This is a genomic window from Fibrobacterota bacterium, assembly GCA_019509785.1.
GTDB lineage: Bacteria > Fibrobacterota > Fibrobacteria > UBA11236 > UBA11236 > Chersky-265.
This window is the reverse complement of the sequence record JAEKLQ010000024.1, coordinates 172,485-187,897: the sequence shown is the minus strand read 5'-3', so window position 1 is coordinate 187,897 and position 15,413 is coordinate 172,485. Positions and strand designations below refer to the sequence as shown.

Annotated in this window: 12 protein-coding genes; 7 read left to right on the top strand and 5 right to left on the bottom strand. The window is 61.5% G+C overall.

The window, feature by feature from the left end; all coding sequences use genetic code 11:
* Nucleotides 1–24: 24 nt before the first annotated feature.
* Genes JF616_03835 through JF616_03815 form a run of 5 tightly spaced genes read right to left on the bottom strand, consistent with a single transcriptional unit; the run spans nt 25 to nt 6,014 of the window.
* Entirely contained in the window at nt 25–1,245 is a 1,221-nt protein-coding gene (locus JF616_03835) for a hypothetical protein (GenBank protein ID MBW8886869.1), read from the bottom strand.
* Between the two features lie 16 nt (nt 1,246–1,261).
* Entirely contained in the window at nt 1,262–2,140 is an 879-nt protein-coding gene (locus JF616_03830) for a hypothetical protein (protein ID MBW8886868.1), read from the bottom strand.
* A 12-nt stretch (nt 2,141–2,152) separates the two neighbouring features.
* Nucleotides 2,153–3,148 carry a hypothetical protein gene (locus tag JF616_03825; GenBank protein MBW8886867.1) on the bottom strand — a complete coding sequence of 332 codons (996 nt, stop codon included), beginning with the start codon at nt 3,146–3,148 and terminating at the stop codon, nt 2,153–2,155.
* Between the two features lie 10 nt (nt 3,149–3,158).
* On the bottom strand, nt 3,159–4,547 hold the full coding sequence (locus tag JF616_03820; GenBank protein MBW8886866.1) for a hypothetical protein: 1,389 nt from the start codon (nt 4,545–4,547) through the stop codon (nt 3,159–3,161).
* 60 nt (nt 4,548–4,607) lie between these two features.
* Nucleotides 4,608–6,014, bottom strand: a complete 1,407-nt coding sequence (locus JF616_03815; protein ID MBW8886865.1) for a hypothetical protein — start codon at nt 6,012–6,014, stop codon at nt 4,608–4,610.
* 249 nt (nt 6,015–6,263) lie between these two features.
* Here JF616_03815 and ettA point away from each other — a divergent pair, with 249 nt between their 5' ends.
* The 7 genes from ettA (at nt 6,264) to JF616_03780 (ending at nt 15,361) form a co-directional block, all read left to right on the top strand.
* Entirely contained in the window at nt 6,264–7,943 is a 1,680-nt protein-coding gene (gene ettA / locus JF616_03810; GenBank protein ID MBW8886864.1) for an energy-dependent translational throttle protein EttA, read from the top strand.
* A 219-nt stretch (nt 7,944–8,162) separates the two neighbouring features.
* The gene (locus JF616_03805) at nt 8,163–9,533 is read left to right on the top strand and encodes a hypothetical protein (protein MBW8886863.1); all 1,371 of its coding nucleotides are present in this window, start codon (nt 8,163–8,165) and stop codon (nt 9,531–9,533) included.
* Nucleotides 9,534–9,757: 224 nt separating this feature from the next.
* Complete coding sequence (locus JF616_03800) at nt 9,758–12,739, top strand: carbohydrate binding domain-containing protein (GenBank protein MBW8886862.1); 2,982 nt, start codon at nt 9,758–9,760, stop codon at nt 12,737–12,739.
* A 92-nt stretch (nt 12,740–12,831) separates the two neighbouring features.
* Nucleotides 12,832–13,737, top strand: a complete 906-nt coding sequence (locus JF616_03795) for a hypothetical protein (GenBank protein ID MBW8886861.1) — start codon at nt 12,832–12,834, stop codon at nt 13,735–13,737.
* 30 nt (nt 13,738–13,767) lie between these two features.
* Entirely contained in the window at nt 13,768–14,325 is a 558-nt protein-coding gene (locus JF616_03790) for a hypothetical protein (GenBank protein MBW8886860.1), read from the top strand.
* Nucleotides 14,326–14,370: 45 nt separating this feature from the next.
* On the top strand, nt 14,371–14,835 hold the full coding sequence (locus JF616_03785; GenBank protein ID MBW8886859.1) for a YaiI/YqxD family protein: 465 nt from the start codon (nt 14,371–14,373) through the stop codon (nt 14,833–14,835).
* Nucleotides 14,836–14,854: 19 nt separating this feature from the next.
* Nucleotides 14,855–15,361 carry a GNAT family N-acetyltransferase gene (locus JF616_03780; GenBank protein ID MBW8886858.1) on the top strand — a complete coding sequence of 169 codons (507 nt, stop codon included), beginning with the start codon at nt 14,855–14,857 and terminating at the stop codon, nt 15,359–15,361.
* Nucleotides 15,362–15,413: the final 52 nt, after the last annotated feature.

Here is a 15,413-nt window from a genome sequence, read left to right as displayed (position 1 = left end):
CAAAGGACCGGATGATTCGCGCTTTCAGCGGGCTTTCGGATCCACCGCGCGTCCCGAAAAATCCACCTTCCGGCCTTCCCATGGCAAGATGACCCGCGCCGCTCCCGGCCCCTGAAGGCGGCGGGCGCCTATCCTAACGCCCTGCGGACGCAGGCCCGAAGAGGCGGTCGAGACCAGGGTATCCACGGGAAGGGTAGCGAGGCTGGACGCGCAGAGGGCGCTCGCATAGCCGCAATTCCCCGCATCGAGGAAGACAGGGAAAGTCCCTTCGGGCAAGGCCGGCAGGGAAAACGCGGCATACCCGGAGAAGAGGGTATCCACCATGCATCGCTCCGGCTTGTGGGGCATCCGGGTCAGTGTATAATGCAGATGGATGGCTCCGTCTTTCACCTCCGCCCGCTTTTCCATAAGGGAGTCATCGCAGGCGAAGCCGACGCCGCCTAGCCCTATGTCGGAAGGGGTGCCGGCGCCTACGAAGCGCGGGGAAACCCATAGCGGCCGGGTGGAGAAGGTGTCGGCGACCAGGGCCCCCGCGAAGGTCGCCGGCCCCGGGACCATCGCGCAGAGGCCGCGGTCGCAAGGAATCTTCTCGGTCGCGAACACCTGGTAGATTCCCGGGTTCAGTCCGGTCAGGTCGAAGACGGGGCCGAACCCCGCGCCCCCGGGGCACAAGGCCTCGGGATGCGGGTGGTGCTGGAACCCGAGGGAAAGGCGCCCGCCCCGCGCTTCCACGCTGAGGGAATCGAAGCCCGACCCGCATTGGAATTCCGCCGCCGTGATCTTCACGTGGAGGGCATGGCCCGCCTCGGAGCGATTGGGATCGACATGGTAATGCGAGGCCGCGGGATCCTGGACGTAAAGCCGGCCGGTATCCGGGATGGGGGCGGCGAAGGGGCAAGGCGTGGCCGAATAAGAACAGGCCGGCAGGATGCGCATGAGGACGGTGTAGGCGCCGGAATCCAAGGGCGGCAAGGGGAAGTCGGCGGCATAGGGCACGGGACCGGGCAGGCAATCGGCGGCGGGATTGTCCTCGAAGGCGGCGGAAAGGTTGAGGGTCGTTCCCGCGACCGTCGCCTGGACATGGCTGATGATGGGAGCGCAGTATTGGCTATGGCCCGATACGGTTATCACGGATCGGAGTTCGGCTTCCACCACCGGCGGATCCAAGGACACCGTGGCCGCATGCGCGGAAACGCAGGCGAGGATCAGGCCGATGGAAATGCGCTTATTCGTTTGACCGGGCATCTTCCTCTCCTGGGGATTAAGGCAGCATGGCCTTGCCGGCCGCATCGTAATAGAAGCCGTTCCACTTCGATCGGAAGCCGGGATGGCCCGCGCCGGCGGGCCCCGCGCGGGTTTCCGGACGCAGCGGAACCACCGTTTCGACCACGGGCGAAACCTCCAGGGCCCCGGCCAATTGCGGAGCCATCAGGGCTAACGGGCAAATGTTCGAGGGCGGGCAATAAGGCGCGCGGGAGGCGTACACTTCCCATCCCCCGGCCCCCAAGGCGGGCACGGCGAAGTCGATGCCGGGGAAAGGGGCGATGCAAAGATCCTCGGGATGCGGTTCGATCAGGAAGTTCAGGCGGAGAGTGGGGCGGGCCGTATCCACCGTGGCGGATTTGATGAGGTCGCCGCAATTGAAGGTGCCGCGTAGGCGGATATGGAAATCCTGGCCGGCGCGTACGGAACGGGGCGTGAAGGAATAGGGAAGGGCGGCCGAATCGGTAACGCGCAGGTTACCCACGTCCTGGGGCATGTAGGCCACGGGGCAGGGCGTCGCGTCGAACTCGCAGGCCTGGGCCCAGCGCACTTGCACCGGGTATTCGCCCGAATCCAAAGCCGGCGCATCGAATTCGGTCCGGTAGGCCCATGCGGTATCGGTGGTGCAGAGGACGCCGGGACGCTGTTGTTCCAAAACCGAAAACACCAATTTCCCTGCGTTTAGACGGTACGACTGATGGGAGAACACCGGCGCGCACTTATCGCTTTGGCCGGAAAGGGCCAAAGTGAAGGGATGATGGCTTTCCGCCCAGGTGGGCGTGATGGACCCGGTGGCCGCCGCGCGCGCAGGCAAGGCGGCCATGCCGGCCGCGACCACGGCCCATCCCAAGACTTTGCTTGCTGTTTGGATTCGCATAAGGGGATTCCTTTATCTTATGACAGGCATTAGGCTCCGCAGGCCGTCCGGAGAGGTCAGACGCAAAAGGCTCACTGCGTTCGCGGGCGCATCCCCCACCGGCACGGACACGCGCTCCCCGGGCGCTCCGGGGAAGGATTCCGTCGCGAGAATGCGACCGTCCAAGGACATCAGATCGGTCCGCCAGATCCCCGCCTTCCCTTCCGGCAGGGCGAAGGAGGCGCTCTTCCCGAGCAGTTCCACCTTCGGCGCGGCGGCCCGCAAGGCGGACAGCGAGACGGCGAGGGTGTGGGTCACCACCAGGGTATCGGTGGGGAACGGCGCCAGGACCGGAAGCACGCATGGGGGTTGGGCCACTTGGCATGCCGCCAGCTCTTGCGGCAGGACGGGATAGATTCCCGGATCGAGGGCGGGCGCGGCGAAGCTCGGCCCGAACGGGCGGATGTCCATGACGCAGACCCGATTGGGATCGGTCTCCCTGAGAAAGGTAACGAAGATGGAGTTGCCGTAGACGCGCAGGCTATCGTACGAAAACCCGGTCTGGCAATTTCCGATGTCGTCGCGCAAAAGCTGGAGGGTGAACGGACGCCCCGATGCGACCGAATGCTCCTTCAAATACCAATCGGGATGCGTCGCCGGAACCACCGTCAGGGAACCCGCCGATATGATCCCGTTCATGTCCAGGCGTCCGACCTGGACCGAATAAGTGCCTGCGGGCAAACCGGAGATCGAAAATGAAGGACCATAAGGGGTGGTCGTATCCACGCAGATGGCGGGCCTTTGCTGGGGCAGGAATTCCAGCAGGATGACGGTTCCGGTCACGGTCGACTTCAAGTTGCTGAAGCCGGTGGCGCAGTTGAATTCCCTGCTCGACAGATGCAGATCGAAACCGCGGCCGGCCAAGACCGTGGCGGGCGTGAAGGAGTAGCCGGACGTCTGGGCGGAGACCGGGCCGGCCGCCAGGACCAAGATGGGAAGGAGCAGAGCCAGGCGGGTGCGGATCTTCATGGCGTCCTCCTCACCGTAAAATGGGCAACAGATTCTGCCCGCCGTCCGGAGAGATCAAGCGCAGCAAGCTCAGGGAATGGGCCGGGGCCCGGGAAACCGGAATGGACACCCGGTCCCCCGGCGAACCCGCGATGCGGGCAGCGGCCAAGATCCGGCCATCTAAAGTAGTCAAGACGGCGCGCCAGCTCCCGGCACTTCCGGCCGGCAAGGTAAAGAAGGCCGTCTGGCCGCGCAGTTCCACCTTGGGGCCTCGGGACCGCAATTCGGAAAGCAAGAGGGCGGCGGTCTTGGTCACGACCAAAGTATCCGTCGCCACCGGCGCCTTGACCGGGAGGAGGCACATGGGTTGGGTCACCTGGCAGAGCGCGAGTTGTTCGGGAAGGACCGGATAAATGCCCGCCTTCAGGGCCGGCACCGAAAAGGAAGGGCCGAAGGGCCGCAGGTCCATGACGCAGACGCGATCCGGATGGCTTTCCAGCACGAAGGAGGCATAGATGCTGCCGGAGAGGACGGATACGCTTTCATTGGAGAAGGAGGTCTGGCAATTGCCGATGTCGTCGCGCAAGAGCTGCATGCTGAATGCCTTGTCCGGCGCCACCGAGTGCTCCTTCAAATACCAATCCGTATGCGCCGTCGCGCCCGTGACCAGCAATATCCCCGCGTCCACCACGGCATTCAGTTGCAGGCGATTGACCCTAACCTTGTAGGATCCCGCTTTCAAGGCCGGCATCTGGAAGGTGGGACCGTAGGGATTGTACGCATCCATGCAGCCCTTGGGCAGCTCCTGATCGCTGAACGAAAGGGTGATGACACCGTCGGAGACGACCGCCGAGAGCCTGTCGAACGCGGTGGCGCAGGTGAAACCGTAGCTCAGGAGTTGCAAGGCGAAGGCCTGGCCCTCCGGCGTCGCGGAAGGGTTGAGCATGTAGCTCATGGGCACGTCGCCTTGGACCACCAGGATTCCCACGCTATCGGGGCGCACGGCGATCTTGCACGAGGGTTCGGAGTAAAGGCATTCCGGCATGGAGGTGGCCCAGACCTGGTATTTCCCCGCCTTGAGCGCGGGCATGGCGAATACGGGCATGGATGCCAGCAGGCTCGCGGCGCTGGGTCCCGTGGCGGCCATAGGGCAAACGACGTTCCCCGAGGCCGGGTCCATCACGATCCCGGAAGAGAAGGCCGTATAGCGCAGATCGATGCGGGCGTCGCTCACCGTCACCGACTCGCGGGTGAAAGTCGTATTGCAATTGGCGGCGACGCCCTGCAGAAGCAATTGGAAAGCCTTATTGGCCGGGGCCGGATTGGGAGTCACCGACAGGACCGGGGTCGTTTGCGCGCCGAGCGCGGCGGCCAGGCCGAGAGCGAGTAAGACGGGTCGGGTCAGGGTAAGGGCGATCATGGCGTTCCTCCTGGCAGGTTTTCTTTCGATGCTTTCCGGTAGCTCATTGATCCGCATCCCTTATCGTACTATGGGTAGGAAGCGTTGCGTCCCCGCGGGCGAGGTCAGCCGTAACAGGCTCACCGCGTTGGCGCGCGCCCGGTCCACCGGCACGGACACGCGGTCTCCCGTCGCTCCCGACAGGGATTTCCCCGCCAGCAGGCGCCCGTCCAAGGTCATCAGTTCGGCGCGCCAAATCCCGGCATCGCCTTCCGGCAGGGCGAAGAAGGCCGTATTCCCGAGCACATCCACCTTGGGCGCGCCCGCGCGCAAGACGGACATCCGCACCGCCAGGCTTTTGGTCACCACGAGGGTGTCGCTCGCCATAGGCATCACCTTTTCGAGGACGCACACGGGTTGTGACACCTCGCAGGGCAGCAATTCGTTGGCGTGGACCGGATAAATGCCCGGTTGCAGGGCCGGCATGCTGAAGAGCGGCCCGATGGGTTCCTGCGAAATCAGGGCGCACTTCCCGGTTTGCACCAAGAAGGAGGCGGTGATGCCGGAAGCGTAGACCACCGTGCTCAAATTGGAGAAATTGGTGCAGGCCGCCAGGCTGTCCTTGAGCAACTGCATTTGGAAAGGCGCATCCGACAGCGCGGTTTTCTCTTTCAGATACCAGCCCTTGCGCGCGACCGTTCCCGTGATCTGCAGAGTGCCGGCGGCTGCCTCCGCGTTCTTCGCATTGACATTGACGCGGACCTGGTAGGTTCCGGCCGCCAGCGCGGGAATAGTGAAAGTGGGACCGTAGGGCATGTATACGGCCGGGCAGGCTACCCCCGTCGGCTCGGTGGTGGAAAAGGACAGGGTAATCACCTTGTCGATCACGTTTACCGCAAGGTTCTGGTAGGTGGTGGCGCATGTGAAGCCGTAGCTCAACAGATGCAAACCGAAACCTTGGCCCGCGGGAGCGAACGTGGGAGTGAAGGTATAGGCGGGTTCCGTGGAGGCTTGTACATCGAGGGTGCCCGCGCTGACGGGAGCGGGCTCCGCTATCAGGCACGAAGGCTGAGAGAGAAGGCACGCCGGCACGTTAGAGGCCCACACTTCGTATTTCCCCGCGGCCAGGACAGGCATGGTGAAGGTCGGGACGGTGGCGACGATGGGGATGGGAACGACCGAGGTCCCTCCTGCCGTAGTGTCCACGGGCAATGGGCAGGTTCCGAGGGGAGGGGGATTGGTCGCGTACACCAGGGTTTGGGTGGTGTAGCGCAGGTTGATGCGCGTCCCGATCACCGTCACGGTCTCGCGTGCGAAGGTGGTATGGCAATCGGCCGGGGTAACGCCTTGCAGGTAGAGGATGAAGGACTTGCCCGCCGGCGCGGGATTGGGCGTGACGGATAAGGTCGTAAGCGTCTGTGCCGAAGCCAGAACGGCAGTGAGACCCAGGGCCAAGAACGAGGGTATGAGAGCGGCGCGCGCATGCATTTGGGGCCTCCTCCAAGCTCAGCCGAACTGGCCAGCCGGTGTAGTGTACTGATAAGGAATTATAGCCTAGACTTAGGACAAATCAAAGCGATTTTATGATTAAAACGGAATAAGTGTAGTGTAGAAAATGAGAGCAATTCCTCCGTCGCCAATCCGAATCGGCCAAATCGGCGTTTTTTGGGCTTCTCCTCGCCCCGATAGCTACCTTATCGCTCTCCTACCCCTCTCCTATCCTTAAGAGGACATTCCATGGCTGAGAAGTTCGTCTACTACATGCACCGCCTGAACAAGACCTATCCCCCCCAAAAGGAAGTCTTGAAGCAAATCTCCCTTTCCTTCTATTACGGGGCCAAGATCGGCATCATTGGCTACAACGGCTCGGGCAAATCCACCCTGATGCGCATCATGGCCGGCATCGACAAGGATTACCAGGGGGAAGCCTGGCTGGAAAGCGGCCGCACCGTGGGCTATCTGCCCCAGGAGCCCAAGCTGGACGAGACCTTGGACGTGAAGGGCAATGTCGAGTTGGCGGTGAAGGACGTGAAGAACCTGATGGACGAGTTCAACGCCCTCTCGCTGAAGTTCGCCGAGCCCATGGGCGACGACGAGATGAACAAGCTGATGGAGAAGCAAGCCAAGCTGCAAGACAAGATCGACGCCGTGGACGGCTGGAATCTGGATCGCCTCCTGGAGATCGCCATGGACGCCCTGCGCCTGCCGCCCCCGGACGCCAGCGTGAAGAACCTCTCCGGAGGCGAAAAGCGCCGCGTGGCCCTGTGCCGGCTGCTTTTGGAGAAGCCCGACCTGCTCCTGCTCGATGAGCCTACCAATCATCTGGACGCCGAATCGGTGGCCTGGCTGGAACGGCATCTTAAGGAATACGCCGGCTCCGTGATCCTGGTGACGCATGATCGCTATTTCCTGGACACCGTGGTGGGCTGGATCCTGGAACTGGATCGCGGCCGCGGGATCCCCTGGGAAGGCAATTATTCGAGCTGGCTGGATCAGAAGACCCAGCGCATGGGGCAGGAAGAGAAAGAGGAAAGCCGCCGGCAGAAGCAGCTCAAGCAGGAATTGGAGTGGGTCCGGACGAGCGCGAAGGCCCGCCAGGCCAAGGGCAAGGCGCGTCTCGCCGCCTACGAGAAGCTGCAAGAGATGACCGCCCCGGAGAAGCTGGGCAGCACCAGCATCGCCATCCCCAACGGCCCGCGCCTGGGCGACAACGTGATCAAGGCCGAGGGACTGACCAAGGCTTATGGCGACAAGCTTTTATTCGAAAACCTCGTCTTCGATCTTCCCAAGGCCGGCATCGTGGGCATCATCGGGCCCAACGGCGCGGGCAAGACCACCCTCTTCCGGATGATTACCGGTCAGGAAAAGCCCGATGCGGGCAAGCTCTCGGTCGGTGAGTCGGTGAAGCTGTCCTACGTGGATCAGAGCCGCGATTCGTTGAACGGCGAGAACACGGTGTTCAAGGAAATCACCGGCGACGTGGACACCATCAAGGTGGGCGGGCTGGAAATTAACGCGCGCGCCTACGTGGGCAAGTTCAACTTCAGCGGCAGCGACCAACAACAGCAAGTGAAAACCCTATCGGGCGGGCAGCGCAACCGCGTGCATCTGGCCAAGTTGCTTTTGTCGCAAGGCAACGTGATCCTGCTCGATGAGCCGACCAACGATTTGGACGTGGAAACCTTGCAGGCGCTGGAGCAGGGCATCCTGAATTTCTCCGGTTGCGTGGTGGTGATCTCGCATGATCGCTGGTTCCTTGATCGCATCGCGACGCATATGCTGGCCTTCGAAGGCGATAGCCAGGTGGTGTGGTACGAAGGGAATTACGCGAGCTATGAGGAGAGCCGGAAGAAGCGCTTGGGGATCGATGCGGAGACGCCGCATCGGATCAAGTATAAGCCATTGGTCCGTAAGTAGCCGCGATAGGGCACGGACCAAAGGCCCCGCTCGTGCGCAAGTGACCGAAAGAACCGAGGGAGCGGCCTCCTTGGTTCGTAAGGAATTCTGCTGATCGCGACCTCGTCGAGAGCCCTTCATATTAAAAGACACAATCCCTTCCAGACCCGCGTCCAATGGTTCTGGTAGGCCGGTCCCTTCGATCGCGACCTTCTAATCCATCCACAGCGAGGAGCGACGATGCCGAATAGCAAGGGAAAAGCCAAAGGCGCATGGGAAAAGATTTGGAGCGTTACGGTACCGACCGGGATCCTGGCGACCGCCGCGCTCATGGGCACATCTTGTACTGAAGTGACCGGTGGCGCGGAAACCCGATCCGACCATGCCCAGGTCGCTGTCGCGGCGCGGGGATCGACGATCGCCACCCCGACGGATATCAGCACCCTGGCCCAGCTCCGCGCCATGTCCCTGACCGGGAATTACCGGTTGATCAAGGATATCACCATGACCTCCAGCGATGCGGGATTCACCCCGATCGGAGGGCCCTTCGATTATTTCAGCGGGACCTTCGATGGCAACGGGTTCGCCATCAAAAATTTCCGCACCGTGAATTATTCGGGCAATTCGGGCTATTACCGGGGCCTGTTCGGAATCGCGAACGGCGCCATCCTGAGGAAGATCCACCTGACCAATGTCAACGTCGCGGGCGAAGCGCAGACGGGAGCCATCGTCGGGTCCATGATCAATACCTTGTTGACCGACAGCTACATTGACGGGGGGACGGTTTCCGGGTCCACCAGCACCTTCAGCTCGGGGTACGGTTTGGGAATGGCCGTTGGCGTCGCCGGGACCTCGTCCGAAATCCGCAAATGCTATGCGACCGGGAGCATCAACGGCGTAGCCCTGTCCATGGGCGGCTTCGTCGGAGAAGCCAACGGTTACGGAACGACAGGCACGGAACCGAGGGTGACCATAACCGAGGTCTACACCAACGTGAACGTGAACGCCACCCCGCCGGACCCCTCTTACAACAACTCCAATGTGCCCACCGGCGGCGTCGTCGGGCTGGCCCAAGGCACGGTGATCAAGAATATCTACGCGGTAGGCCCGGTCAAGGGCCGCGGCTGGCCCGGGGGCATCGTAGGCCGCGTGGTCAACGACGACCCGAGTTACCTACCCACCGAGTTCCACAAAGGCGTCTATATCGGCGACGTCGCCTCTACCAGCGGGCCGGCCCGCGCGGGCGCGATCGGTTCGCTTTCCGGGAATTTCGTAGGCCGTTGCGCGGTTTTCTACAACAAGACCGTGGATGGCGGCACCGCGCTCCCGACCAGCGACACCTTCTGCAACGCGGGCATGACGACCTCGGATCTTCAATCGCCCCACCCCGCGCCGAACAAGCTGCTCTGGCCCTACACCATCGGAATGCTGGTCACCCAGAAAATGATCGATGAGGACGGTTACATGCCATGTAAGCTGAACTCGGGCAGCGATGGCGATTGGTTTTTCGGAACCTGCAGCGGCGATCCGCTGGTGTGGAAAACGAACGCGAGTAACCAATACAACACCCTGGTGAACATTCCCAATCCCGGGGTCCAGGTCCTGCAGTAAGCCCGCGTTCACCTCGGAATAATCCGTTACGCGATTTTCCGGGTTCGAGCATCCGCATCCAGCGGGTCTCGATACCGGGGGCGGCGGCGTCCCCCTCGCGCGGCGGGGGCCGAGGACTCGCCCCCGCATTTGCCCGGAGCTCCGGCCGTTTCATGGATGCCGTTTCAAACGCCTTTGCGATCAAACACCACAAAGCATCATGCGTATAAAGCGTCGGAGGCTTAATGCGGTTTAGCCCGATCCGCCCGTACTTTTTCCTCGTTCTGATATTTGCCGCACGGCTTTCCGGCCAGACTTCCGACCATGCCGGCTGGTTCCCGTTCTACATGCCCTGGGACGACTCCAGCAAGAACGTCACTGATCTTTCCGCCAATCTGGATGCGCCCGCAGGCAAGTACGGCTTTCTGGACATAGCCGGGGGCCACTTCAAATTCCACGACAACGGCGAGCGGGCCCGCTTCACCGGATTCGTCAGCGTGGCGCAGGCCAATTTCCCCTCCCATCAGGATGCCCCCGCCGTCGCCGCGCGCCTCGCCCGGTTCGGCGTCAACATCCTGCGCATCCACCTGCTCGACGTGGTGGACGGCTATGGCCTCTTCAGCCATGGGACCGTCAATACGCGCGACATCGATCCGGATCGGTGGGATAAGATGGACTTCTTCTTCAACTGCCTTAAGCAACGCGGCATCTACGTCGACTTGGGACTGCACGTGGGCCGCGTCTTCGCCCCTGGCGATAGCCTTCCCGCGCCCATTACCAATGCGCAGAGCAAGTTCGCGACGATATTCCATCCCCGCCTCATCGCCTTGCAAAAGGACTATGCCCGCACCCTGTTCAACCACGTGAACCCGTATACGGGCTTGGCTTACAAGGCGGATCCCTTCATCGCCTTCACCGAACTCACCAACGAAAATTCCCTGTTCCTGGGCTGGCTTTCCTGGGGAGCGGACCAATTCAAGCCGGGCGCCGCGGGCTCCATGGATCCCTATTACGGAACCTACCTGGATTCGCTGTGGCGGGACTGGCTGAAGACCAGGTACGCGACCGACTCCGCATTGGGCCGGGCTTGGTCCGGCGCGGGGAACGGGAGCGCCGACTCCGCCGCCAACCTGGTCAGCAATCCGTCCTTCGAAACCGGTCTTTCCGGCTGGTTCGCTTGGGCCAGTAAGGCCGATGGGGCCGACATGCGGAGCGATGTCGATTCCACCGTCTCCGTATCCGGAAAGCGCTCCGCCCGCGTGGAGGTCCTTAGCGCGGGGAAGGACCCGTATATGGTGCAGCTCGCCTGCCTGGGGCTGACGGTCGCCAAAGGCAAAAGCTACGCGCTCACCTTCCACCTGCGCGCTTCCGCGCCGGCCACCTTCGCCGTCGAATTCCTGAAGGAGTCGGTGTGGACCTGGTACGGGAACAAGGTGCTGCAAGCCGATACGGGCTGGAAGGCCTATCGCGTTTTCTTCAGCGCCACGGAAACGCTTAAGGACAGCTTGCGTTTCAATTTCGATTTGAGCTATGCCGCCAACGTCACCTATTGGGTGGACTCGGTGGAAATGCGGGAATACCAAGGGGACGGCCTATTGGCGGGCGAATCGTTGTCCACTCAGGTCAAGCGCTTAGAGAAGACGGATGTGGGCGGCTTTACCGATGCCCGCGTCTCCGATCAAGCCGAGTTCTACTACGATGTGGAGGGCCGCTATATCGCGGGCCTCACCGCCTTTCTCAAGGACACCTTGGGCGTCAAGGTCCCCGTCACCTTCACCAACAATTATTATGGTCTCGCTTCCATCGTGTCCCAATCCCGCGCCGACTATATGGATGCCCATAGTTACTGGGATCATCCCAACTTTCCGCACGGCTGGTCGGCATCGGATTTCACCATCCGCAATCAGCCCATGGTCAAAAGCCCGGCCGCCGGCACCATCCTGGAAATGGCCTTGAGCCGTGTGGCCGGCAAGCCCTTCGTGGTCAGCGAGTACAACCATCCCTTCCCCAACTCCTATCTCTGCGAAGCCCCCGCCTTCTTCTTCGGCTACCTGGGATTCTTCGATGCGGACGGCGCCTATTGGCATGCCTACAACGACTATTCCCTACATTACCAGCAAACCTATCAAGGGGATTTCTTCACGGTCGGCACCAATCCCGTGCTCATGACCCAGATGCTGTTGGGCAAGGCTTTCCTGAAAGGGGACATCGCACCCGCCAAAGATCCCACCCCCGTCGATTTCACCTTTTCCGAAACCCTGAAGTCGCCTAAGAAGTTCGGGGACAGCCACGTCCTCAACACCGCCGACGGCATGTCGCCTTTGTATCCCATGCACCATCCCATCGCCTACCGCGATTTCCATGCTCCCGCCACCACGGTTACGGCGGCCTGGCCGCAATTCACCGACAAGGTGACCTCTTCCACGGGCGAATTGGATTGGGATGGCGCCGACGGCCTCTTTAAGGTGAGCTCTCCGTCCTGGCAGGGGATCACCGGTTACCTGGGATCGGCGAAGCCGGTCTTTCCCGCCTACGCGCTCAGCAATATCAAAACCACCGCCAACCGCGACTTCGCCGCCGTGCATCTCATCGCCTTGGATTCCCTGCCCATCAGCGCCAGCCATCATTTGGTTTTGCTCACCTCCGGCCGGGTCGAGAACCGATCCACGGCATGGAACGCCTCCGCCACCTCGCTGGCTACCTGGGACCTGCCCGGGGATACGGCCATTTGCGAACCGGTGACGGGCCAAATAAGTTTCGCCCCCAGCGAACCCGGGAAGTTCGCCCTCTATCCGCTGGACCCGCGCGGAAACCGCCGCGCGGCCCTGCCTTTGCGTTCGCAAGGGGACCGGCTCTATGCGGATTTGCCCGGAACCACCCTCTGGTATGAAGTGGAATTGGGCGGCGGCACCTTGGGGATCAACGGAAATGGCCAATCCGGGGCGGCGAAAACGCGGGCCTGGGCGGGGCGGCCCATCGGGGTAGCGGGAACGTTACGTCTGCCATATGCGATTCCCTCGGCATGGGGTCGCACCGAGGTCAAGGTGGAGATTTATTCGGTGGCGGGAAAAACCTTGCTGACGCGAAGCGCCCGCTTCAATCCGGGGCTTGGCTCGGCCAGCTGGGATGGGGAGAAGATTCCCTTGGGATTCTCTCTGGCCAAGGTGTCGCTGTCTTCCTTGGAAGGCCCGGGACGGGCGGATTTCGGTTTTAAGCTGGCGCGTTGATCCTCCCAAGCGCGATTCTCCGGTCCGAACCGCGCCCTTCGATATAGATTCATTCCGAAGCGAAGGTTTCGGAAAGATATCCGGAGGCACTTATGGACAGATCCCGCAAGCAACCGATTCGGATCACGTACTTGGCCATGGCGTTGGGTCTGGTACTCTGGACGGCCCGCCCTTCCGTGGCCGCGAAGGTGCTCGTCATATACGGCAATAGCAACGGTACGGTGAACGAAGGCAGCTATTCGCTCGGGGATGCCTGGGTCAAACAGCGCCTGGAAACCTCTCTGCATCACCAAGTCCGCTTCATGTGGGATCAGACTTCGAAAGAGCAGATGCTGGCCGCCGCCGACAGCTCCGATCTGGTGATGGTGCTGGAATCGACGACATCCGCCTACCTGACCGACAAGCTGAAGACCACTCCCGTCCCCATTATGAGTTGCGAAGCCATGATCCAAGACGACATGGGCATGACCGCCACGGGGACCTCGTGCGATCCAGGTCCGCCTTCGAAATGCCCTTACGGCGTCGTGGACAGCGCGGCCGACATCGTGATCAAGGATTCCTCCCATCCCCTGGCCGCCGGGCTGCATGGGCAGATACATGTGTACAGCGCGTTGAAGGAGATCAACTGGGGCAAGGTCGCGGCAACCGCCCACGTGATAGCCACCCTCGCTTCGGATCCCTCCGGCGCCGCCATCTACACCTATGAAAAAGGCAGCAAGCTTTTCGATGGGACCACGGCGGCGGGCTTACGCATCGGCTTTTTCGTCGAGGACGACAACAAAACGGGCACCGCCACCCTTTTCACACCCGAGGGCATTCAGTTGTTCGATGCCGCCGTGAACTACGGGTTGGGGACGACGACGACCGCATTGGGGCGTACCTCCGGAGACCGGATCGAAGCCGGGAATTCGCGAGCCGAAATCAGTGGCACCGACGCTTTGGGGCGGCGCGCGCTACCGACGGAGCGCCTGATTGAGTTCCCCGGAAATCCCCGATAAAATTCTAGATGAGTCGTTTTGCGAGGTGCTATGGGCGACGATATCATCGCGAAGTTCGAACAGGAGTATAAGCAGAAGATAAAGACCGACGATATCGGCGAGATCCGTTCGGTGCGGGAATTCATTACCTGGTTCTTATCCTGGGAATTCAAGAATGTCCTGACCTGGCCTTTTATCTACGGCATGATTTTCCCTTTGCTCTTCCTGGATATCAGCATGTCGATTTACCAGGGCTTCTGCTTCCGCATCTATGGCATCCAAAGAGTCAAAAGATCCGATTACTTCCATGTCAAAAGGCATAAGCTGGGATACTTGAACATCGTGGAAAAAATCAACTGCGACTTTTGCGGGTATGCCAACGGGCTGCTCGCGTTCACCCGGGAAGTCTTCGCGCGAACGGAACAATATTGGTGCCCGATAAAACACGCGGCGAAAATCAAGGACCCGCACGCGCGCTACGATTCGTTCATGAACTACGGTGAAACCCGAGGGTTCCAGGCCAAGTTGGAAGGATTGCGCGCGGAACTTTCGGCTACGGGGAAAACGGAGGGAAGGCCCGATCCCGGAAAACAATCCGGGACTTTGTAATGAATTACCTTGGGATGAGATTCGGATTTTAAAGGCGGATTCCCTTTGCTAACGCTTTACATCGACGCCGACGCCTGCCCCGTCAAGGACGAATGCTATAAAGTCGCCAAACGCCACGCCTGGCCGGTTATCGTTGTCGCCAATGCCGCCATGCGCATGCCTTACGATCCCGCCATCCGCCTGGAAGTGGTTTCGGACGGATTCGACGCCGCCGACGATTGGATCGTCGAGCATGCCGGGCCGGGGGATATCGTCGTCACCTCGGACATTCCCCTGGCGGGACGCAGCCTCAAGCAAGGGGCTTTCGTGCTGGGGAATACGGGCCGCCCCTTCACCGAAGAGAACATCGGGGACGCGCTCGCTTCCCGCGAGCTCGCCCAGGAATTGCGTGAAATGGGGATGCGCGGCGGCCCTCCGCCTTTCCAGCCCAAGGATCGCGGGGAATTCCTGATGCAATTGGATCGGGCGATGAACTCGCTGAAGCGCAAGCATAAGTCAGCACCAGGATAATAGGTTTTATATTGGCCCCATGCCCTCCCCCGAACCCGCTTCCCGCTCCTTCGAAATCATCCGCGCCGATTATGCCGATCCGCGGCATCAGGAACTCATCCCGCTCCTGCTGGACGCCTACGCCCGGGATCCCCTGGGCGGCGGCGAGCCTTTGCGCGAGGAGGTGAAAGCGAATCTGGTCGGGGAATTAAGCAAACTGCCCCAGGCCCTTTCCCTGCTTGGCTTTCGCGATGGCCGGCCCGCGGGATTGATGAACGCTTTCTTCGGTTTCAGCACCTTCCAAGGGCGGGCTCTCCTGAACATCCACGATCTGATCGTGCTGCCGGAATATCGCGGCCTGGGCCTTTCCCAACGGCTGCTCGCCGCCGCCGAAGCCATCGCCCGCGAGAAGGGTTGCTGCAAATTGACCCTGGAGGTCCAGAGCGGGAACGAGGTGGCGATGGGCTCTTACCGCAAGTTCGGGTTTTCCGGATATGAGCTGGATCCCCGGCATGGCCATGCCATGTTCTGGCAGAAGAAGCTTTAGGGCACGGCATGATTGACTGGTTAGACGTGACATTTCGACGCGCCGCCTGCTC

Coding starts and splice junctions, on each gene's coding strand:
- JF616_03835 (MBW8886869.1), bottom strand. CDS start 1,245: ATGCCCGGTCAAACGAATAAGCGCATTTCCATCGGCCTGATCCTCGCC.
- JF616_03830 (MBW8886868.1), bottom strand. CDS start 2,140: ATGCGAATCCAAACAGCAAGCAAAGTCTTGGGATGGGCCGTGGTCGCG.
- JF616_03825 (MBW8886867.1), bottom strand. CDS start 3,148: ATGAAGATCCGCACCCGCCTGGCTCTGCTCCTTCCCATCTTGGTCCTG.
- JF616_03820 (MBW8886866.1), bottom strand. CDS start 4,547: ATGATCGCCCTTACCCTGACCCGACCCGTCTTACTCGCTCTCGGCCTG.
- JF616_03815 (MBW8886865.1), bottom strand. CDS start 6,014: ATGCATGCGCGCGCCGCTCTCATACCCTCGTTCTTGGCCCTGGGTCTC.
- ettA (MBW8886864.1), top strand. CDS start 6,264: ATGGCTGAGAAGTTCGTCTACTACATGCACCGCCTGAACAAGACCTAT.
- JF616_03805 (MBW8886863.1), top strand. CDS start 8,163: ATGCCGAATAGCAAGGGAAAAGCCAAAGGCGCATGGGAAAAGATTTGG.
- JF616_03800 (MBW8886862.1), top strand. CDS start 9,758: ATGCGGTTTAGCCCGATCCGCCCGTACTTTTTCCTCGTTCTGATATTT.
- JF616_03795 (MBW8886861.1), top strand. CDS start 12,832: ATGGACAGATCCCGCAAGCAACCGATTCGGATCACGTACTTGGCCATG.
- JF616_03790 (MBW8886860.1), top strand. CDS start 13,768: ATGGGCGACGATATCATCGCGAAGTTCGAACAGGAGTATAAGCAGAAG.
- JF616_03780 (MBW8886858.1), top strand. CDS start 14,855: ATGCCCTCCCCCGAACCCGCTTCCCGCTCCTTCGAAATCATCCGCGCC.